This window comes from Paraburkholderia caffeinitolerans (assembly GCF_902859945.1).
Classification (GTDB): Bacteria; Pseudomonadota; Gammaproteobacteria; order Burkholderiales; family Burkholderiaceae; genus Paraburkholderia; species Paraburkholderia caffeinitolerans.
Genome location: NZ_CADIKL010000027.1, coordinates 37528 through 57092 on the forward strand (window position 1 = coordinate 37528; position 19565 = coordinate 57092).

The following is a 19565-nucleotide window of genomic DNA, read 5'->3' on the forward strand; positions in this document are numbered from 1 at the left end:
CGGCGACGAACTAAACCGCGACGCTCAGGTGGTCCTCATTGCGGGCCGCGCCGGCACCCGCCGCAATCGCGAGCGCGGCGCCGGCCTGCGAGGCCGCGTGCTGCTTATCGGACGCAAGCCCGGATCCAAGCCCGGATCCAAGCCCGAAAGCGAGCGCGAACTGCGCGGCTTGCTGGCCGACCGTGAAAAGTTGATCGACCACTTTCTCGTCCGAGCATTGATGCGCGCTGTCGAAGCGCGTCTCCAGCGTGTTGATGCCAGCGCCGAACGGCGTCGGCCAGCCGCGCAGCGCGTGCACGATCGAGCGCAGCGAAGTGAGCACCGAGCCGGTGGCCTGCCAGCCATAGGCGGCCACGATGCAGCCCACGGCGCGGCCGTCGAGATACGGGCGCGCATCGGCGCGAAGTTCCTCGAGCGTGTCGAGCGCGTTCTTCACGAGGCCGGAGACGCCGCCGTGATAGCCGGGCGTGGCGATGATGACGGCGTCCGCCGCGCGCACGGCTTCGATCAGCTCGCGCTGGGCGTCGGTGAGCGTGGCGTTTTCGGGTGCGTAATGGGGCAGGCTGTGCAGGAAGGTGCCGCCGAACAACCGCGTGCGTGCGCCGGCCTGCTCCGCGCCGCGCAGCGCGAAGGCGAGCGCGCGCTCGGTCGACGACGCTTCGCGCGTCGTGCCGCCAATGCCGACGACGAGCGGGCGGTGTCTGGAATCGGTGATGCTCAAGGGGTACTCCTGGGATTCATGGCCGGGTCGAGGCCCAAAACGCCATCTTAGTGAGCACGCCGCGCTGCGCGAAACGACTTTTTTTTCTAAGGATATGCCCACGGGGTGGGTTGGCTGTGCATCCCGCCCGCCATATGCATAGCTGAAAGCAATGGTTGGCCCGACTCAAGAGCGACGGTTACGATGAAACCGTCTCCTGTCGATGGGACTTGGCGCTTTAGCTGTCGACCGGAGTTAGTGCTTTAGCGCTTACTCCGGTCCCATGCAAAGCGCTTAGTCCCATTCCATGCAGAGCACATGAGCATCTCCTTGACATGGGATTCAGCCCCGCACCGCAAGGTGACGGGGCTTTTTTTTCTGCGAATTTTCTCTGCTAGCGGGCCTGGGGACGGCGGCGTTCAGCGCGCGCCAGCGGCGGACGGCGCGGTGGCCGGAACAGTGGCCAAGGGCATGAGCGGGCTTTGCCCACGGTGTGCGGGCGCGGCATAGCTCACTTGCAGGACGTTGCCGTCGGGACCGATCTGCGGCGGGATGAAGGGCGTGCGGTCGCGGTTCGACTTCGAGCCGTTGGGCGCAGCGTTGTTGGGCAGCATCGGCACGCTAGCCGCCGATGCGCGCACTGCGGGCTCGGCCACCTTGCGCGTGCCGAGCCGCCCGGCGCTGGCGAGCTTGTGCTTCGTGCCGTGGTGCGCGTGCGCCTTCTTGTCGGGCGTGGACGGATGCGCGCCGGGCACGCGTGCCTCGGGCGGATTCCAGACCTCGGTGTAATGTTCCCCAGCGAGCGCGGTGGATGCGAGGACGCACAACAAGGTCCCCGTCAAAATGAATCGCACGTCGTGATCTCCGTATCGGTGAGCAGACCCGCCTTGCCGCATCGGCCTCGCGTGGTGCGAGGCTGGCGTGCCCGCCCGAGGGAGGGACGCGGGGCGGCGCTGGGGGTCGGCTGCACGCACTGTACATTCGTACAGAGGTGAATGCAAACGTTTGACGGACCATCCCGCGCCGATGTTGCGTGGATGTTGCGCGGGGGTTGCGCTGTCGTTGCGTTGGCGTTGCGTTGGCGTTGCGTCGATACGGTAATCGATGTGCGAGGCCTCGGGCTCAGGCCTGCGGCGTGGCGCGGCCGTGCCGGCCGAGCCAGTGGCCATAGCTGCGCGGCGAGAAAGCGAGCGTGAGCACGATCATCGCGGAGATGGAAATCGCGAGCATGATCCACGCGCCCGTGAAGCTGCCGGTGAGGTCGCGCATGCGGCCGGCGACGACCGGCGTGATTGCCGCGATCACGAAGCCGAGCCCCTGCATGAACGCGACGAGGCTGGCGGCGACGCGGTGGTCGCCCGAGTGGTCGAGCGCGGTCACGAGCGAGACCGAGAAGGTGCCGCCGAGGCCAGCACCCGCGAATGCGACCCATAGGACCGGAGCGGCCTCGGGCCAGGCCGTGAGGCCGACAATGCCGATCAGCTGCGAGGCAAGCCCGGCGATGAGCCAGGGGCGGCGGTCCGCGAAGCGGGCTGCCGCGAGCGGCAGCAGCAGCGCGCAGACGGCCTGGAAGACGGTCATGGCGGCGAGCAGCGAGCCGCTTGCCGCGACGCTTGCACCGTGTTGCTGATAGTACGCGGGCAGCCAGGCCACGAGGCTCGTATAGCCGCCGTTCACGAGGCCGAAATGCAGGCCGAGCGTCCACGCGCGGCGCTTGCGCCAGACCGGCACGTGGGTGGCGCTTGTTCCCGTATTGGTAGCCTGCTTGGAGCGGGTTTGCGCGCCGCGGTTGAGTCCGACCCACAGCGCGAGCGCGGCGAGCGCGGGCAGGGCCCAGACCGCGAGCCCCGTGTGCCACGAGCCGCCGAGGCGCGCGGCCAGCGGGCTCAGGCTCGCGCCAAGGCCGCCGCCGCCCATGATGGATGCCGAAAAGAGCCCCATCGCGAGCGGCACGCGGTGCGCGAAGCGTTGCTTCATCACGGCGGGCAGCAGCGCCTGAATGGCCGCGACACCCGCGCCGGCGGCAGTGGCGGTGAGCATGAGCGCGCCGCCCGTCGAGGCGAACGCGCGCGCGCCGCACGCCGCCGCGATCGCGATGAGGCCGAGCGCCACGCCGCGCGTCTCGCCCAGACGCCGCGCGAGCATGCCGGTGCCGAACGCGCCCAGCCCCATCGCGACAACGGGCAGGCTCGTGAGCAGCGACGCGCCGTAGAACGACAGGCCGGTGGCCTCGCGGATGGTTGCCATGAGCGGGCTGATCGACGTGAGCAGCGGCCGCAGATTCAACCCGATGGCGACGATGGCGGCATACCAGACGAGCTCGCTCGTGCGCGCCGACACGGCCGTGGCGCGCTGGCAGGAGTCAAAAGGGTCGGAAGTCGTGCTCATCGGGTCAACCTTAATTGCAACTTTTGGTTGACCATTATACAAATTAATTGTCAACCATCATGGGCGTCACTGCTATGCCGGGTATAGCGCGGGAAATCGTGGTGGCGCGCGCGCCGCGTATATCGCCGGTGGGTGCGCGTCGCTACAATGCCGCCTGATTCCGTCCGTAAGCGCGATTTCACATGGCTTCCACAACAAGATCAGCACGATCCGCCCGCGCGGGCGAGCCGCCTCACGTTGCTCATATCGACGAGGCAATCGGCAAATCCACCGGGCCTGTTCCGGGCGAAAGCGCTGACGACGTCGAAGCGCTCGTCTACGCCTCGATCAACTCGGCGCTGCTGCAAGGCAAGCTCGCGCCGGGCCAGCAGCTCGTGGAGCGCGAGCTCGCGGCCGCGTTCGGCTGCACGCGCGGCGCGCTGCGAAAGGTGCTCGCGCGCCTCGGCTTCGAGGGCAAGCTCGTGCTTGAACCCAATCGCGGCGCATTCGTGCCGTCGCCATCTGAAGAAGATATTCGCGCGACCTATCGGGCGCGCCAGGTGGTGGAGGCAGGCGTGGCCGTGACGCTGTGCGGTGCGCTCGACGCGGGCATGCGCCGCACGCTCGCCGAGCACGTGCGCAGCGAAAAGAAGGCGCTGCGCGAGGGCCGCGTGGACGAAGCGGTGCGCCTCGCGGGCCAGTTCCATCTGATCCTGACCGAGCTCGCGGGCGGCGCGGCGCTGGTGACGGCGCTCGCGCAGCTCGTCGCGCGCACGGAGCTCTACAAGGCGCTGTTCGATCCGTCGAAGGCCACCTCGTGCGCACCCGACGAGCACGAGCAGATCATCGCGGCACTGGAGGCCGGCGACCAGGCGGCGGCGCTCGCGACCCTGCGCGAGCACCTCGCCGAGATCGAGGAGCGTGTGGTGCGCCAGGCGCGTGCGCGCGGGGGGCGCGACCTGAAGGCCGTGTTTGCCGATATCGCGACTTGAGCGCCGACGAGCGCCGGCGAGGGCCCATGAACGCCTTGCCCCGCTTGCCGGCTACTTCTGCTGTTCGCGTTCGCGCCTGAAAAATTCGAGTTCTTCCGCCATGGCGCGCGCGACCGCTGGGCGCTCGCGCATGCGTCGCGCGTAATCGGCCACGGCGGGCCAGCGCGCGAGATCGATGCCGGCATACGGCGCCCAGTTGAGCACGGTGACGAGATAGGCATCGGCGACGCTGAACGCATCGAGCAACCAGGCGCGCCCCGCAAGATGCGCTTCGAGCAGTGCGAAGCGTCGCTCCACCTTGTCGCGCGCATAGCGCTTCACCGGCTCTTCCACGCCTTGCCCCAACAGCGGCACGAACACGGCCTTATGCAGCTCCGTGCCGATAAAGCCGAGCCACTCCTGCATGCGTGCACGTTCGCGCGTGCCGGCGGGCGGCGCGAGCTGTGCCTGCGGGAAGCGGTCGGCGACCCACGGCAGCACGGCGGTGTTCTCGGTCAGCATCCAGCCATCGTCCTCCCGCAGCACCGGCACCTGGCCGAGCGCGGTGACGGCGTAAAAGTCGCCGCCCTCCGCCATGCGTTTGGACTGCGTATCGACTTGAATGAAACGGGCGGTTGCGTTTGCTTCATAGAGCGCGATGCGCGTGGCGAGCGAGCACGCGAGCGGCGAAAAGTACAGTTCCATCGTCATCCTCCTTGGTGGATTTTTGTACTATAGTGAACAAAAATAGCCGTTCCAATATTTCTATGCAATCCAGTACAAAAAAGGATAGCCGCCCGCGCGGGCGGCCCCGCGCCTACGATCCCGAGGAGGCGCTCGCGCATGCACGCGACACCTTCTGGCATAGCGGCTACGCGGGCACCTCGCTGGACGACCTGAGTGCGGCGACCGGCATGAACCGGCCCAGCCTTTATGCAGCGTTCGGCGACAAGCATGCACTCTACTTGTTGACGGTCGAGCGCTACATCGAAGCGGGCCGCGCGGCGATGGAAGCCGCGCTCGACGAGACGCTGCCGCTGGCCGAGGCGCTGCTGCGCGTCTTCGATGGTGCGCTCACGTGGTATTTGCCGCCGCGCGCAGCGCAGCGCGGGTGTTTGCTGATCGGCACGGCGGCGGTCGAGGCGGTGGCCGACGAGGCGGTGCGCGAGCGCCTCGCGGCAGGCTTGCGCGCGTTCGACTTCGCGTTCGAGCGGCGTTTGCGGCACGCCGTGCAGCAAGGCGAATTGCCGGCGAATGCCGACCCGGCGGCGCTGGCACGCGTGGCGTCGGCGCTGCTGCACAGCACCGCGCTGCGCGCGCGTGCGGGCGAACCGCATGCAACGTTGCGCGCGACGGCGGTGGCCGGCGTGGCGCTGATCTGCGGCACGCCGGCGCAGGCCGATCCGCCCTCGGGGACGCCCCCGTTCCGTTGTTAAACTACGCATCTTGCGCGATTGGCGCGATCGACTGGGGGACGGCAATGGTGCGTTATCGGCACTTCAAGGGTGGCATTTACGAACTGGTTTGCGAGGCGACGCTCGAATCCGATCCCTCGGTCACGATGATCGTGTACCGGGCCGCGAACGGCACGATCTGGACGCGGCCCGCCTCCGTTTTCTTCGAACAGGTCGAATTCGAAGGCGCACTTGTGCCGCGATTCGCGCCCGTCAACTAACGCTTTCTACTGATGAGGTTTGCCCCGCAATGCGTCTACTGATTGCACTCGTTTTGCCCTGGTTGCTGTTTTTCACGATTGGCCGCCCGATTGCCGGCGTCGTCTGCCTGATCCTGCAATGCACGTTGATCGGCTGGATTCCCGCCGCCATCTGGGCCGCGTATTCGCTCAGCCAATTCAAGACCGATCGGAAGATCGACGCCGCGATGGGCCGCCGTAACTAAATACAAATCATGAAGTGGATGGATGGTGGATTAGGGGGACTGGGCCGGCCGCACGGTTACATTCTTAACTCATGCTCACAATTCAGCGAGAACCTAAGACGAGCGCCACTTTCTTACAAACGGAAAGGAGGCTTCGTCATGTTCAAGTATGCGCTGATGGCTGGCGCTGTCGCCCTGCTCGCAGGGTGTGTGGCGCCGGGTTACGACAACTACGGTTATGGTCAACCTGGTTATGACAATTACGGCTACGCGCCGGGCTATGGCCAGCCGGTGTACGGCGGCGTGAATGTCGGCATCTGGGGCGGCGGGGATAGTTACCGCGACAATGATCGCCGTGGCTGGAACGACAGCGGCCGCGGTGGATGGTGGGGCCGGCCCAGCGCCGATTCGAACAACTGGCACGGCGGCGGCGGTCGCGGTGGCGATTCGAACGGCTGGCGCGGCGGCGGCGGTAACCGTGGTGGCGATTCGAACGGTTGGCGCGGCGGTGGTAACCGTGGTGGCGATTCGAACAGTTGGCACGGCGGCGGTGGTAACCGTAGCGCCGATTCGAACGGTTCGCGCGGCGGCGGCCGGGGTGGCGATTCGGGCGGCTGGCACGGCGGCGGAGCAGGCCGTGGCGGCGACGCGAATAGCTCGCGCGGAGGTGGCGGAGGCCGTGGCGGATCGTGGAGCAGTGGCCGTACTGGCAATGGCAACGGCGATGGAGACATCCACGAGAGCCGTCACTGACCGTTACAGCGGATCACGTCGGCTCGGTGCGCCGATCATCAATTGTAAAAACAATGAGGCCCGCCGCTCTCACGAGCGGCGGGCCTCATTTATTCTGCGCTACCTGGCTGGGGAAACTCAGGCGTAATCGCGGAGATTACTGACCCGACTGCGAGGTGCCGGTCGTCGACGGACCGTAAGCCGTATTGGTCTTTGCGGCGGCAATGCGCGCTTCTGCTGCTTGAATGTTTTGCGGATAGTGCATCCAGTCGCTCGGATCGTAGCCTGCTGCGCGCAGTTGGGCGAGCTCGGCGCGAACGTCCGCGCGCGTGAGAGGTTGCTGTTGCTGCGATTGAGCAAACGAAAGAGCCGGAACGGCGACGATGGCGGCAAACACGGCTGCCTTGATAATCGACTTCATAACGATGACCTCCAAGTTCTTTATAAGTGGTTCGCACGATGGCGTGACCCATGGCGGCACTTTAGGCCTTCTTGCTCTAAGGGTAAATACTGATAAAACGAATTCAGTGTTCTTCTAAGTGAAATAATCCGAGCCGTGATTTGTCTGATTATTACGTTCAAGGGGGCGGATAGAAAATTGCCTTCGGTGCGGCATTCGAGCCACCAGGCGCGCGGATTATTGCAAATTTTGCAACTGGAATTCGCCACAATCGAGCTATATCCGGCATTGGCGCTTGCCTAGAATCCACTCAACGCCTGCACTGTGCGACACCATCACGCACCTCAGGCGATTCATACAATTTCGGAGGTAATCGTCATGAAGTCGCTCATTCAAGCCGTTGTCATCGCCACTGCCTGTGCCGCGCCGCTGGCCGCTTTCGCCCAGTCCGACCAAGGTCTCACGCGTGATCAGGTGCGCGCCCAGCTCGTCGAGTTCCAGCAGACCCAGCGCAATCAGAACGTGGTTACGGCAGCCGTGGCCACGCCCGTTACTCAAGGCGACAGCGCCTATGGCGGCGTGAGCAGCTCGACCTCGATGGCCGGCGCACGCTATGTCTCCGAGGCGGCTCGCACGGGTTCGCAATCGGTGTACTTCGGCGGCCAGTAACGCTGTCCGCCGGGACACCGGCCACCGGAGCGCCGGCCGCCGGAGCGCCGGCCGCCCGGCTTCCGCACAAAACAACCGGCCCGCGATGTGACGTCGCGGGCCGGTTTCGTTTTGGGGCGGGCAAGGCCTGCGAAAACTACAAAAGCTCCGCGTCCGGCACGTCGAGCACGAGATCCGTGCGCGCCACGGCTACGCAGCTCAGCACATAGCCCTCGGCCTTTTCTTCGCGCGACAGGCCCGGCCATTCGATCGTGAAGCTCGCCTCGCCGCTCACGACGCGGCACAGGCAGGTGCGGCACGTGCCATTGCGGCACAGGCGCGGCAGACGGATGCCGGCGAATGCGGCGGCCTCGAGCAGCGTGAGTTCGGGCGGCGCTTCGAACGTGCAGCCCAGCGGTTCCACGCGCACGAGCGGCACGGCTGGCGGCGCGGACAAATCATTGGCGCTCATGAAACCGATACCCCCAGCAGGTGACCCGCGCCCGCGGTGAACGCGGCGGCGGCGAGGCCGATGGCGATCTGCCGGAACGCCGAGAAAGCCGCGCTGCGTCCATTGAACAGCGACGTGAACACGCCAACCGCCGCGAGCCCGAGCGTGCTCAGCACGACGCACTGAATGATCGCCGCCGTGCCGTGCGCCCACAGGAACGCCGCCGTCGGAAACGCTGCGCCCAGCGCGAACAGGCAGAACGACACGGCTGCGGCCGTCCACGGATTGCCGCCCAGCTCCTTCGGATCGATGCCCAGTTCTTCGCGCGCGAGCGTGTTGAGCGCCTCGTCCTTGTCGCGCATGATCTGCGCGGCCACGCGGCGGGCCTCGTCGGCGTCGATGCCCTTGGCCTGGTAGATGAGCGCGAGTTCGTGGCGCTCGGCGTCGGGGGTGTGTTCGAGCTCGTCGGCTTCCTTGGCGAGCTGGGTGCGCGCGAGTTCGCGCGCGTTGGTCACCGAGAGCCATTCGCCGAGCGCCATCGAGCACGCCCCCGCGACCAGCCCGGCCAAGCCCGTCAGCAGGATCGCCCGGTTGGCGCTGCCCGCGCCGGCCACGCCCATGATCAGACAGAAGTTCGAGACCAGCCCGTCGTTCGCGCCGAGCACGGCGGCGCGCAGGTCGTTGCCCGAGGTTGCGCTCTTGTGCCACGACTCGGCGCCCGCGATCTGCGCCCCCCTCGACTGGCCGTGCGCGCGCTTGCTTGCAACGATCGACTGGACGATCGCGGCGTGCTGATGCTCCTGCGCCGAGAGCGTTTCCGCGCCGGGTTCGCGCGCGTAACGGTCGCGGTCGGCGTACTCGCCGGCGGCCACGGTGGGCAGCACGAGCGAGGGGCCGAACATGCGGGTGAGCGTCTGCAACAGATGGGTCTTCGCGCTGCGCCGGTGCGTGCGCACGCGCACGCCGTTGGCGGCGAGCTTGTCGTGCCAGACCTGGGCGTGCTCGCGCTCCGACGCTGCGAGCTCCGCGAAGATCTGGCGGCGGCCCGCGTCCTTTTCGACGGCGCTGAGCGTGTCGTAGACAGCGGCGCTGTCGAGTTCGTCGGCGAGATTGCGCCGGTAGCGGTGGAGTTCCTGGGCGGAGGCCATGGTGGGCGTGGGGAATACGTTTCAGCGAAGCTTAACCTGACTCGATTCGCCTCGCGTAGCCCTTCGCGCGCTTTCCGCGTACCTTCGTATACCTTAGCGCCGCCGCAGATGCCGATAGACCGTGTTGCGCGCGAGCCCCAGTTCGCGTGCCGCTGCCGAGACGTTGCCTTGGTGGCGTGAGAGCGCGTCGTCGATCAGGCGCGCCTGCCAGTCCGACAGGCGGGCGGGGCGTGAGGCATGGGCGCTTTCTTTTGGTGCGCAGGCCGCGAAGGTCGTGGGCGTAGCGGGCGTTTCGTTGATCGATGCGCCGGGGGCGTTGACGCCATCGTCGGCCGGCGCGCAGTCGTGCGCGAGATCCTCGGGCAGATGCGCGAGGTCGATGGCGTCCTCGCCTTCGGCCATGATCGCGGCGGTGCGCAGCACATTGGCGAGCTGACGCAGATTGCCCGGCCAGCGGCAGCGCGCGAAGCACGCGCGCACCTCGGGCGTGATGCGCGCGGGCGCGTCGGGGATTTCGCGCCGCACGTGCGCGAGCACGCGCGAGACGAGCGCGTCGAGATCGCTGCGCCCGGCCAGCGGCGGCAGCGTGACCGTGAGCCCGTTGATGCGGTAGTAGAGGTCCTCGCGGAAGGTCCCTTCGGCGATCATCGCGCGCAGGTCGCGATGCGTCGCGCAGACGATGCGCAAGTCGACCGGCACGGCGCGCGCGCCGCCTAGCGGCACGACCGAGCGTTCCTGGAGCACGCGCATGAGCCGCACTTGCTGCGCGAGCGGCATGTCGCCGATCTCGTCGAGAAACAGTGTGCCGCCGTGCGCCTGCACGATCTTGCCCGGGCTGCCGCGGCGTTTTGCGCCCGTGAAGGCGCCGTCTTCGTAACCGAACAGCTCGGCTTCGATCAGCGTGTCGGGCAGCGCCGCGCAGTTGAGCGCGATGAACGGCGCGTCGCGTCGCGGCGAATCCTGGTGCAGGGCCCGCGCGAGCCATTCCTTGCCGGTGCCGGTGCGGCCGAGCACGAGCACGGGGATGTCGCGTCCGCGCACGCGCGCGACGCGTTCGAGCACGGCGGCCACGCGTGCGTCGCCGGTGTCGAGGTCGGCGAGCGTGGGTTGCCAGGCCGCTGCGGTTGAGGGCGCACCAGCGGACTCTTTCTCGCCCGCGTGTGCAGGACGTGCAGTGCGTGCAGCAGGCCAGGCCGGCTGTGCGCCCGCGACTGCCGCGCCCGGCGTACCGCGTGCGAGTACGCGCACGCCGCTTGGGAGCGTGAGCGCGATGAGCTCGCCGCGCGGGTCGTTGCGCGCATGCATGAACTGCTGCATGAATGCGGGAAACGCCAGGCCGAACAGCGCCTCGAAGCCGCGCTGCTGCAACGCCGCGAGCGACGCGCCGAACTGGAACAGCGCGCTGCGGTTGGCGCACAACAGGGTGCCATCGGCGGCGAAGGCGGCCAGTCCTTCGTACAACGTACCGATGAATTCCGCGCGCGCATGAAATTGCAGCTGGATGGCGCCCGCGAATTCGGTGCCGAACAACTGGTTCTCGATCATCTGGGCCGACATGCGCACGAGCGCGAGCGTGTGCTTGTGAAAGCCATGCGATTCCCCGCTCACATCGAGCGCGCCCAGCGTGCGCCCCCACGGATCGGCGATGGTCGCGCACGAGCAGGTGAGGATGTGGTTCGCGTGCAGGAAGTGCTCGCCCGCGTGAATCGTGGTGGGCTGGCCGTCGACGAGCGCCGTGCCGATCGCATTGGTGCCGCGGTCGCGCTCGGCCCACGAGACGCCCGGGCTCAACGCCACGCGCCGCGCTTTCTCGACGAAGCCGGTGTCGCCGAGGCTGTGCAGGATCACGCCGTTGCGGTCGGTGAGCAGCACCATGCTTTCGGTATCGACGATCTGCGCGTGCAGCGCATCCATCACGGGCCGCGCCTGGGCGTAGAGCGTGCGATTCGCGTCGATCAGCTCGCGCAGATCGGTGCGGCCGAGCGGCTGGAAGTCCGGCGTTTCGGCTACGCGCAGACCGATGGCGCGCGAGCGCGCGTGCGCTTGCGCGATCATGTCCGAGCGAACCGCTTCGGGCGGCTTGACGGTGACGGAGGGGTGTCGTCGGGTCACGCGTGTCTCCAATCTTGATTCGACGCTGCGGCAGGCGCTGCGCCGCAGCATCGCGATGCGCGCCGGCATCGGTCGGGTCATGGTACAGGAAGGTGAGCGTGCGCTAAACCCGGGCGATTCCGGGCAAATTCAGCCGCTTGCAGCCGCTTGCAGCCGCTTGCAGCCGCTTGGGGACGGGTGCGGATGGCGCGATGCGGCACGCGCCTCACGTGCAGCTTGCCTTTGCGCGCGCGAGTGCCAGGATGAAGACAGGGGCGCGCGCATGCGCGCCCTGGCGGCAGCGCAGCAGGTATGACGGGGTCTTGGCGCGGCCGCGGCTCCTTGCGGAGGGGCGGTCATGGTCCAAGGCGAATTGAGGATCCTGGTGGCGGCGCTCGCCGTCTTTGTCGCGCTCGCGGGTCTCGCGGTCTCGATCCACGGCTTGCTCTTCGACGAGTCTCGGGTCGTGCTGTACGGCATGGCGATCGTGTCATGCGGCATCATCGCGTTCGTGGCGATGCTCACCGTGCACCCAAAGGACGTCGAGATCGAGCATCGCCGGCATCGCGAATCGTGAGTGCGCGCGATGTTGCGGTGCGCCATGCCGCACGCGGCGGCGGGAGTTGTTTGCTCGCGCAACGGCCAGTTCGCAAGACGTTGAAAAACGCCGAAAAAACCCGGCCGCGCAAATCTTTTCGCGCGTATGACAAAGTCAGCCTTGCGGGTTGCGGGAAGTGTCCTAAAGTGAATCCAGACGGCCGCCGCAATCGTGTCGAGCGTAGCGACACTTGCGGCGGTCGGCATTTAATCCGCGCGTATGCCAAGGAGGTGCATCGTACCCGCGCGGCCCGCTCACCCCAACCTAAGGCCATTCCCATGCAGATCCAGTTTCCGAATGAAGCGCCCGAATACTCGGGGCCCGATTTGACCTTGGCGTTTCCGGCAATGATCGATGGAGAGCGGGTGGAATGTACGATCACGGCGGCGGCGCTGGAAGACCACTTCGGCGCAGCCTCTCCGCGCGCGGAAGACATGCTTGACGCTTTCGATCACCATCGCGAGCGCATTGAGGCGGTCGCGCGCCGCCTGCTTTCCGAAACGCGCGCACAATGCCTTACGCTGCGCAGCGGCTACGTGCGCTTCGTGCAGGCGCACGGCGTGGCGTCCTGAGTTTTCCGTTGCTGGCGTCTTGAGATTCCCCCGCGACCTGTGAGAGGTCGCGGGGTGTTTCCGTTTGTCCGGCTCAATGTCCGGCTCAAGCTCGCGCTCGTGCGCGAGTCCGGGTCAGATCATGCGGCGCAGCGTGTTGTCGCGGAACATCACGTGGTGCGCGATGGCCGCGAGCGCGTGGATGCCGATGATCCAGTAGAACGCGTTGCCGATGAGTTCGTGCGCGGCCTTGACGGCCTTGCGCGCGACCGGATCCGCGCCCACCAGCACGATCTGCAGGTCGATGCCTGCGAGCGTGACCGGCTTGCCGCCCAGATTGATCGTCAGAATGCCGAGCAGCGGCTGCACGAAGATGAACACGTAAAGCGCCAGGTGCACGAGCCGCGAAAGAAACGTGAGCAGGCGGTTCGAATCGATGTCCTGCGGCGCGCCCTCCCACATGCGCCACACCAGGCGCAGCACCGCGAGCGCCAGCACGAGCGTGCCCGCCCAGAAGTGCACATTGCTCCAGAACACGCGGCTGTCCGACCCCTTGGGGCCGCGCACTTCGATGGCGAGATAGGCTAGCGCGACGAGCAGGAAGACAGCCCAGTGAAAGAAGATCGCGGGCTTCGAATAGCGTTCTGAGGAGGCGGGGTAGGTGGCCACGAGGCGGCTCCTTGGTGGATTGGATCGTTATCGTCGGGATGATCGAGTATCCGTATGATAAGGACGCCGCCGCGCACTGTGCGGCTGCGTGGCCGGAATCCTTGACGTGGCACCGCCGGATCCGGACCACGGGTGCACGCCGGCGGAGCGTGCGCCGCGTGAGCGCGGTAGGCGCTTACGCCGAGCCCAGGTAGAAGTAGCGGAACAGGAAGACCGCCGCGATGATCCAGACGATCAGGCGCACCTGGCGCGCGCGGCCGGTGAACAGCTTCAGGCCTGCATACGAGATGAAGCCGAAGGCCACGCCGTTCGCAATCGAATACGTGAACGGCATCGCGAGCGCCGTGAGCGCGGCGGGCACGACTTCGGTGGCGTCGTCCCACGGCAGTTCCGCGAGTTCGCGCAACATCAGGCACGACACGTAGAGCAGCGCCGGCGCCGTGGCGTAAGCGGGCACCACGCCCGCGAGCGGCGCGACGAACAGGCTCGCGAGGAACAGCACGGCCACGGTGAGCGCCGTCACGCCGGTGCGGCCGCCCGCCTGCACGCCCGAGGCGCTTTCGATATAGGCCGTGGTCGACGAGGTGCCGAGCACCGAGCCCGCGAGAATCGCGGTGCTGTCCGCGAGCAGCGCGCGGTTCAGGCGGTGCATCTTGCCGTGCACGAGCAGGCCCGCGCGGTTGGCCACGCCCATCAGCGTGCCGGTCGCGTCGAACAGCTCGACGAGGAAGAACACCAGCACCACGTTCAGGATGCCGGTCGAGAGCGCGGCCTTGACGTCGAGATGCGCGAAGGTCGGGGCGATCGAGGGTGGCGCCGAAAAGATGCCGTGGAACTCGTTGCCGCCGAAGAAGAACGAGAGGATCGTCACGCCCACGATGCCAATCAGGATCGCGCCGCGCACCTTGAGCACGTCGAGCGTGACGATGGCGAAAAAGCCGACGATTGCGAGCAGCGTGTGCGGGTCGTGCAGGTTGCCGAGTTCGACGAGCGTGGCCGGGCTTGCGACGATCACGCCGGACGTCTTGAGCGAGATGATCGCGAGAAAGAGGCCGATGCCCGCGGTGATCGCCACGCGAATCGAGTGCGGAATCCCGTTGATGATGGCTTCGCGCACGCGCAGCAGCGTGACCACGAAAAACAGGCACCCGGAGATGAACACCGCGCCGAGCGCCGCCTCCCACGTGAAGCCCATGCCCTTGACCACGGCGTACGCGAAGTACGCGTTCAGGCCCATGCCGGGCGCGAGCGCGATCGGATAGTTCGCGTAGAGCCCCATGATGATCGAGGCGAGCGCCGAGACCAGACAGGTGGCGACGAACACAGCGTCCTTGGGCATGCCGGCATCGCCGAGAATCGCCGGGTTCACGAAAATGATGTACGCCATCGTGAGGAAGGTGGTGAAGCCGGCTAGCACTTCGGTGCGCAGGTTCGTGCCTGCTTCTTCGAATCCGAAATAGCGTTTGATGGCGTCCATGGAGGTTGGGCCTCGAGAGTCGTGCGGGTTGATTTGTTCTGGCGTTCGGCGTGGGCAAGGGGCGATGGAGGCGTCGCCCGGGGCCAGTTCACGCGTTGATGGGCGGGATTGTAAACAATTGTCCCGCAAGCGCAGAAAAGCTTGGACGAACGTGGAAGGGCCGCAACAGTGTGCGGTGCATCAATTACAGACGCCGTGGGCAAGTGGCTGGGTCAGCCACAAAAAGGACAAAGCGGGAGCGGCGGTCCGTCCTTGCAGGCGGATCGACGCTCCCGCAGTGGGGAGAATCTGCAGCGCGGTGCGCTTACTGCGCCGGCTGCGGCATCGCGCCCGAAGCGCGGCGTTGCGCGATGATCGCCGCGGCGCGCTGGGCGTTTTCGGGATAGTGCAGCCAGTCGAGCGGATCGAAGCCTGCCGCGCGCCATGCGGCGAGGTCCGCGCGCACATCGGCGCGCGTTAGCGGGCTCGACGGGTTGTACGGTTGGCCCAGCGCGCTTGCCGAAGCAACACAACAAGCCGCTGCCAGCACGCCAAGCGCCACACGTGAAAGAGTGTCCATGGCCATGCCTTTCGTCTAAGGGATAACCCTAAAATTATAGGTGTTATCTCGATAACGGAAAGGTTAGCAATTAGAAAAATATGCGGGCCTTGCGCCGGTTTCATCGGCCGTATTCAGCGTGCCTTCGACGCTGGCCGTTCGGACATCTTCCGGTATTCGGCAGGGCGTCGTCCGGTCCATTTGCGGAACGCGCGATGGAATGCGCTCGGCTCGGCGAAGCCCACGGCGGCTGCGACGTCGGCGACCGAGCGCGCCGGGTCGCGCAACGCCTCGAGCGCGAGGTCGCGGCGCAGTTCGTCCTTGATCGACTGGCAACTGTGCCCCTCTTGATGCAAGCGCCGGCGCAAGGTCGCGGGCGCGACGTTCAGGTGCTGCGCGAGGGCGTCCGCGTCGGGCCACGCGTGGGCGGGCAGGGCGCGCAGCACGCGCCGCACGCGCGCGGCGAACGAGGCCGGATTGCGGTACTTCACGACGAAATTGCCGGGCGCATTGCGCAGGAAAGCACGCGCCGAGGCGGCACTCTGAATCACGGGCAGATCGAGGAACGCGGGCGCGAGGTCGAACCACGAATCGGGCTGGTCGAAGGCTATGTCCTCGCAGATCATCAGTTGGTATTCGGGCGCATCGGGCGGCGCGGCGCAGCGAAAGCGCGCCGCGAGCACCGGGATGCGCCGCCCCACGAGCCAGCACAGCAGCCCGTAGACGAGAATGAACCACGTTGCGTACGCGAACATTGCCGGCATGGGCGTGCCCGCGCGCTGGCGGAATACGATGCGCACGCGCGTGGCGTCGATGTCGACTTCGCCGGCCAGGTCGTCGAGCACGAGGCGCATGAAGTGCACGCAGCGCTGCAGCGCCTGGCGGCCCGTGTGTGCGCCCAGCGCCGCGTGCGTCATGGCGATGAAGCTGCCGCTCTTCATGGCGTGCGAGTCCTGGCCGAGGAATTCGTCGTCGAGCGCGCGCGCGATGCCGGCCCACAGCGCGCCGTACTGCGCCTCGCTCACGCGTGCATGCGGCGCATCGAGCGCGCTCGATGCGATGCCCGCCGCCTCGACGATGGGCGCCACGTCGAATCCGCGCGCTTGCGCGCGCGCCATCGTCTCGTGTACGAGGCTCATCGCGATCGTGCCTTTTTCGCTCACTTTGCTGGTTTGCCCTGGCTGCAAGGATCGGCCTCTGGTGGGGTTGTCAAAGACATTATGGCAAATTCGCTCATCGACTTTGATCGTGGCGGGCATCGAATGCGCGCGCGCGGATGCCTAAACTTTTCATAGGCCTTGCGGCGGCGGCTGCACGGCGCGACAGTGGATGCACCGAACGCGCGTCTCGCGGGGCGAGCGCGCAGGCAAGACAGGAAGGGGACACAGATGGACGAGTTCTATAGCGACGACCAGCGCATGATTCGCGACGCCGCGCGCGACTTCGCGAGCGAGCGTCTCGCGCCCAACGCGGCGCAGTGGGACCGCGACGCCAGGCTGCCCGACGAGGTCGTCAAGCAACTGGGCGAACTGGGCTTTCTCGGCATGATCGTGCCGCAGGAGCAGGGCGGCTCCTATACCGACTACGTGGCCTACGCGCTGGCGATGGAGGAGATCGCCGCGGGCTGCGCCTCGTGCGCGACGCTCGTGAGCGTGCACAACTCGGTGGGCTGCGGGCCGATTCTCCAATACGGCACGGCCGAGCAGAAAGACCGCTGGCTCACCAAGCTCGCGAGCGGCGAGCTGATTGGCGCGTTCTGCCTGACCGAGCCGCAGGCCGGCTCCGAGGCCAACAACCTGCGCACGCGCGCTGAGCTGCGCGACGGCAAGTGGGTGCTCAACGGCAACAAGCAATTCGTGACGAACGGCTCGCGCGCGAGCCTCGCGATCGTGTTCGCAGTGACCGATCCCGATGCGGGCAAGCGCGGCATCTCGGCCTTCGTCGTGCCGACCGATACGCCGGGCTTCAACGTGGGACCGCCCGAGAAGAAGATGGGCATTCGCGCCTCGGACACTTGCCCGATCTCGCTCGTCGATTGTGCGGTTCCCGAGGCGAACCTGCTTGGCCAGCGCGGCGAGGGCCTCAAGATCGCGCTGTCGAATCTCGAAGGCGGGCGCATCGGCATCGCGGCGCAGGCGCTCGGCATCGCGCGTGCAGCCTTCGACGCGGCGCGCACCTATGCGCACGAGCGCGTGCAGTTCGGCGAACCGCTGATCCGGCATCAAAGCGTGGCCAACATGCTCGCCGACATGCACACGCGCATCAACGCCGCGCGCCATCTCGTGCATCATGCGGCGAAGCTGCGCACGCTCGGCAAGCCCTGTCTTTCCGAGGCCTCGCAGGCCAAGCTCTATGCGTCCGAAATGGCCGAGGAAGTGTGCTCGCACGCGATCCAGATTCACGGCGGATATGGCTTCCTGAACGACTATCCGGTGGAGCGCCACTACCGCGACGCACGCATCACGCAAATCTACGAAGGCACGAGCGAAGTGCAGCGCATGGTGATCGCACGACAGCTATAAGAAAGGATGACGAAGTATTCGATGCAGTGAATAAAGAGTGATAAAGAGCGCAAACGCGCCGTGACACAGGAGACGACGATGACCGGGTTCACCCCTTCCGCGCAGGCCTTCATCGACGCACGCGAGTTGCTGCTGCGTCACCGCACCGACTACGCGCGCGCGTATGAAGCCTTCACGTGGCCGCAGCTCGACACCTTCAACTGGGCGCTCGACTACTTCGACGTGATGGCGCGCGGCAATGACAATCCGGCGCTGTGGATCGTCGACGACCTCGTGAGCGGCGGCACGCGCTATTCGTTCGCGCAGATGTCCGAGCGTTCGTCGCGCATGGCGAATTTTCTGCGCGAAAACGGTGTGGGCCGCGGCGATCGTCTCCTCTTGATGCTGCCCAACCGTGTCGAGCTGTGGGACGTAATGCTGGCGGCGATGAAGCTGGGCGCCGTGGTGTTGCCCGCCACCACGCAGCTAGCGCCCGACGACGTGCGCGAGCGCGTGGAGGCAGGCGGCGCACGCTTCGTGGTGGTCGATGCGGCCGAGCTCGCGAAATTCGATGCGCTCGATGCGAGCGTGAAGCGCATCGCGGTGGGCGGAGCGCGCGACGGCTGGATCGATCTTTCGCGCGCGTATGACGCGAGCGCCGCGTTCGAGCCCGATGGCCCGACGCGCGCGAGCGACCCGATGCTGCTCTACTTCACCTCGGGTACCACCTCGAAGCCGAAGCTCGTCGAGCACACGCATCAGAGCTATCCCGTTGGGCACCTCTCCACGATGTACTGGATCGGCCTCATGCCCGGCGACGTGCACTGGAACATCAGTTCGCCGGGCTGGGCGAAGCACGCGTGGAGCTGCTTCTTCGCGCCGTGGAATGCGCAGGCCTGCGTGTTCGTCTACAACTACGCGCGCTTCGTGCCAAAAGATGTGCTCGGCGTGCTCGTGCAATGCGGCGTGACCACGCTGTGCGCGCCGCCTACCGTGTGGCGCATGCTCGTGCAGGAACCACTCGCGAGCTACGCGGTGAAGCTGCGCGAAATCGTGGGCGCGGGCGAGCCGCTCAACCCCGAGATCATCGAGCGCGTGCGCCACGCGTGGGACATCACGATCCGCGACGGCTACGGCCAGACCGAGACCACCTGCCAGATCGGCAATTCGCCGGGCCAGCCCGTGGTGGCGGGCGCGATGGGCCGGCCGCTGCCGGGCTACCGTGTCGAACTCGTCGATCCCGACGATCAACTCGTGAGCGAAGGCGAAATCGCGTTGACGCTCGGGCAGGACTCGTCGCAGCGACCGCTCGGCCTGATGACGGGCTATGCGAACAACGCCAAGGCCACCGAGCAGGCCGTGCGCAACGGCTATTACCACACGTCCGACGTGGCGATGCGCCGCGACGACGGCTACTACGTCTACGTGGGCCGCGCCGACGACGTGTTCAAGTCATCCGATTACCGCCTGAGCCCGTTCGAATTGGAGAGCGTGCTGATCGAGCATGAGGCGATTGCCGAAGCAGCGGTGGTGCCGAGCCCCGACCCCTTGCGGCTTTCGGTGCCCAAGGCGTTCGTGATCGTGCGCCAGGGCTACGAGGCCGGCCCCGATCTCGCGCGCGAGGTGTTCCGCTTTTCGCGCGAGAAGCTCGCGCCGTACAAGCGCATTCGCCGGCTCCAGTTCAGCGACTTGCCGAAGACAATCTCGGGCAAGATTCGCCGCGTCGAACTGCGCCGCCGCGAAATGGAGCGCACCGGGGAACCCGCGCGCCAGCCCGACGAATACTGGGAAGAAGATTTCCCCGAGTTGCGATGAAATAGTGGAATCCAGACGGAGTCCGAAATA

22 protein-coding genes are annotated in these 19565 nt (G+C 66.7%); 10 read left to right on the forward strand and 12 right to left on the reverse strand.

Going from position 1 to position 19565, the window contains the following annotated elements; all coding sequences use genetic code 11:
- Nucleotides 1-10: 10 nt before the first annotated feature.
- From HV773_RS23570 to HV773_RS23580, 3 genes are all read right to left on the reverse strand, one after another.
- The gene (locus HV773_RS23570; protein ID WP_246282377.1) at nt 11-721 is read right to left on the reverse strand and encodes an NADPH-dependent FMN reductase; all 711 of its coding nucleotides are present in this window, start codon (nt 719-721) and stop codon (nt 11-13) included.
- A 398-nt stretch (nt 722-1119) separates the two neighbouring features.
- The gene (locus HV773_RS23575; protein ID WP_175196950.1) at nt 1120-1554 is read right to left on the reverse strand and encodes a hypothetical protein; all 435 of its coding nucleotides are present in this window, start codon (nt 1552-1554) and stop codon (nt 1120-1122) included.
- 268 nt (nt 1555-1822) lie between these two features.
- Nucleotides 1823-3088: a cyanate transporter gene (locus tag HV773_RS23580; protein ID WP_175196951.1), complete on the reverse strand. Its 1266-nt coding sequence runs from the start codon at nt 3086-3088 to the stop codon at nt 1823-1825.
- Nucleotides 3089-3270: 182 nt separating this feature from the next.
- Here HV773_RS23580 and HV773_RS23585 point away from each other — a divergent pair, with 182 nt between their 5' ends.
- A complete protein-coding gene (locus HV773_RS23585) occupies nt 3271-4059 on the forward strand; it encodes a GntR family transcriptional regulator (RefSeq protein WP_175196952.1) in 789 nt (262 codons plus the stop codon).
- Nucleotides 4060-4110: 51 nt separating this feature from the next.
- Here the strand turns inward: HV773_RS23585 and HV773_RS23590 are convergent, their stop codons facing one another.
- On the reverse strand, nt 4111-4743 hold the full coding sequence (locus HV773_RS23590; protein ID WP_175196953.1) for a glutathione binding-like protein: 633 nt from the start codon (nt 4741-4743) through the stop codon (nt 4111-4113).
- Nucleotides 4744-4805: 62 nt separating this feature from the next.
- Here HV773_RS23590 and HV773_RS23595 point away from each other — a divergent pair, with 62 nt between their 5' ends.
- The 4 genes from HV773_RS23595 to HV773_RS37285 all read left to right on the forward strand — a co-directional run bounded on the left by HV773_RS23595 (nt 4806) and on the right by HV773_RS37285 (nt 6669).
- Nucleotides 4806-5474 carry a TetR/AcrR family transcriptional regulator gene (locus HV773_RS23595; protein ID WP_175196954.1) on the forward strand — a complete coding sequence of 223 codons (669 nt, stop codon included), beginning with the start codon at nt 4806-4808 and terminating at the stop codon, nt 5472-5474.
- A 44-nt stretch (nt 5475-5518) separates the two neighbouring features.
- Nucleotides 5519-5713, forward strand: coding sequence for a DUF1653 domain-containing protein (locus HV773_RS23600; RefSeq protein WP_175196955.1), 195 nt, complete (start codon nt 5519-5521; stop codon nt 5711-5713).
- A gap of 29 nt (nt 5714-5742) precedes the next feature.
- Complete coding sequence (locus tag HV773_RS23605; protein WP_175196956.1) at nt 5743-5937, forward strand: YqaE/Pmp3 family membrane protein; 195 nt, start codon at nt 5743-5745, stop codon at nt 5935-5937.
- 138 nt (nt 5938-6075) lie between these two features.
- Nucleotides 6076-6669 carry a hypothetical protein gene (locus HV773_RS37285; RefSeq protein ID WP_175196957.1) on the forward strand — a complete coding sequence of 198 codons (594 nt, stop codon included), beginning with the start codon at nt 6076-6078 and terminating at the stop codon, nt 6667-6669.
- A 136-nt stretch (nt 6670-6805) separates the two neighbouring features.
- On the opposite strand, the gene HV773_RS23615 is transcribed toward HV773_RS37285, so the two are convergent.
- Nucleotides 6806-7069 (reverse strand): DUF4148 domain-containing protein, encoded by a 264-nt coding sequence (locus tag HV773_RS23615; RefSeq protein ID WP_175196958.1) that lies wholly within the window; start codon nt 7067-7069, stop codon nt 6806-6808.
- A gap of 357 nt (nt 7070-7426) precedes the next feature.
- Between HV773_RS23615 and HV773_RS23620 the strand changes: the two genes are divergently transcribed.
- Nucleotides 7427-7717, forward strand: a complete 291-nt coding sequence (locus tag HV773_RS23620; protein WP_175196959.1) for a DUF4148 domain-containing protein — start codon at nt 7427-7429, stop codon at nt 7715-7717.
- Between the two features lie 136 nt (nt 7718-7853).
- On the opposite strand, the gene HV773_RS23625 is transcribed toward HV773_RS23620, so the two are convergent.
- From HV773_RS23625 to HV773_RS23635, 3 genes are all read right to left on the reverse strand, one after another.
- Nucleotides 7854-8168, reverse strand: a complete 315-nt coding sequence (locus HV773_RS23625) for a 2Fe-2S iron-sulfur cluster-binding protein (RefSeq protein ID WP_175196960.1) — start codon at nt 8166-8168, stop codon at nt 7854-7856.
- On the reverse strand, nt 8165-9295 hold the full coding sequence (locus HV773_RS23630; protein ID WP_175196961.1) for a VIT1/CCC1 transporter family protein: 1131 nt from the start codon (nt 9293-9295) through the stop codon (nt 8165-8167). The genes HV773_RS23625 and HV773_RS23630 overlap by 4 nt, the downstream gene beginning before the upstream one ends.
- A 93-nt stretch (nt 9296-9388) precedes the next feature.
- Complete coding sequence (locus HV773_RS23635) at nt 9389-11350, reverse strand: sigma-54-dependent Fis family transcriptional regulator (RefSeq protein ID WP_246282383.1); 1962 nt, start codon at nt 11348-11350, stop codon at nt 9389-9391.
- 394 nt (nt 11351-11744) lie between these two features.
- On the opposite strand from HV773_RS23635, the gene HV773_RS23640 reads away from it, so the two are divergent.
- Together HV773_RS23640 and HV773_RS23645 are read left to right on the forward strand one after the other, a co-directional pair.
- Entirely contained in the window at nt 11745-11963 is a 219-nt protein-coding gene (locus HV773_RS23640; protein WP_175196962.1) for a DUF2964 family protein, read from the forward strand.
- A gap of 299 nt (nt 11964-12262) precedes the next feature.
- The gene (locus HV773_RS23645; protein ID WP_175197008.1) at nt 12263-12556 is read left to right on the forward strand and encodes a DUF1488 family protein; all 294 of its coding nucleotides are present in this window, start codon (nt 12263-12265) and stop codon (nt 12554-12556) included.
- Nucleotides 12557-12670: 114 nt separating this feature from the next.
- On the opposite strand, the gene HV773_RS23650 is transcribed toward HV773_RS23645, so the two are convergent.
- From HV773_RS23650 to HV773_RS23665, 4 genes are all read right to left on the reverse strand, one after another.
- The gene (locus HV773_RS23650) at nt 12671-13204 is read right to left on the reverse strand and encodes a cytochrome b (protein ID WP_175196963.1); all 534 of its coding nucleotides are present in this window, start codon (nt 13202-13204) and stop codon (nt 12671-12673) included.
- Between the two features lie 175 nt (nt 13205-13379).
- A complete protein-coding gene (locus tag HV773_RS23655) occupies nt 13380-14681 on the reverse strand; it encodes an NCS2 family permease (RefSeq protein WP_175196964.1) in 1302 nt (433 codons plus the stop codon).
- Nucleotides 14682-14985: 304 nt separating this feature from the next.
- Nucleotides 14986-15240 (reverse strand): DUF4148 domain-containing protein, encoded by a 255-nt coding sequence (locus HV773_RS23660; RefSeq protein WP_175196965.1) that lies wholly within the window; start codon nt 15238-15240, stop codon nt 14986-14988.
- Between the two features lie 113 nt (nt 15241-15353).
- Entirely contained in the window at nt 15354-16358 is a 1005-nt protein-coding gene (locus tag HV773_RS23665) for an AraC family transcriptional regulator (RefSeq protein WP_246282378.1), read from the reverse strand.
- Between the two features lie 249 nt (nt 16359-16607).
- Here HV773_RS23665 and HV773_RS23670 point away from each other — a divergent pair, with 249 nt between their 5' ends.
- Both HV773_RS23670 and HV773_RS23675 read left to right on the forward strand, forming a co-directional pair.
- Entirely contained in the window at nt 16608-17741 is a 1134-nt protein-coding gene (locus tag HV773_RS23670; protein ID WP_175196967.1) for an acyl-CoA dehydrogenase, read from the forward strand.
- 78 nt (nt 17742-17819) lie between these two features.
- Nucleotides 17820-19535, forward strand: coding sequence for an AMP-binding protein (locus HV773_RS23675; RefSeq protein ID WP_175196968.1), 1716 nt, complete (start codon nt 17820-17822; stop codon nt 19533-19535).
- Nucleotides 19536-19565: the final 30 nt, after the last annotated feature.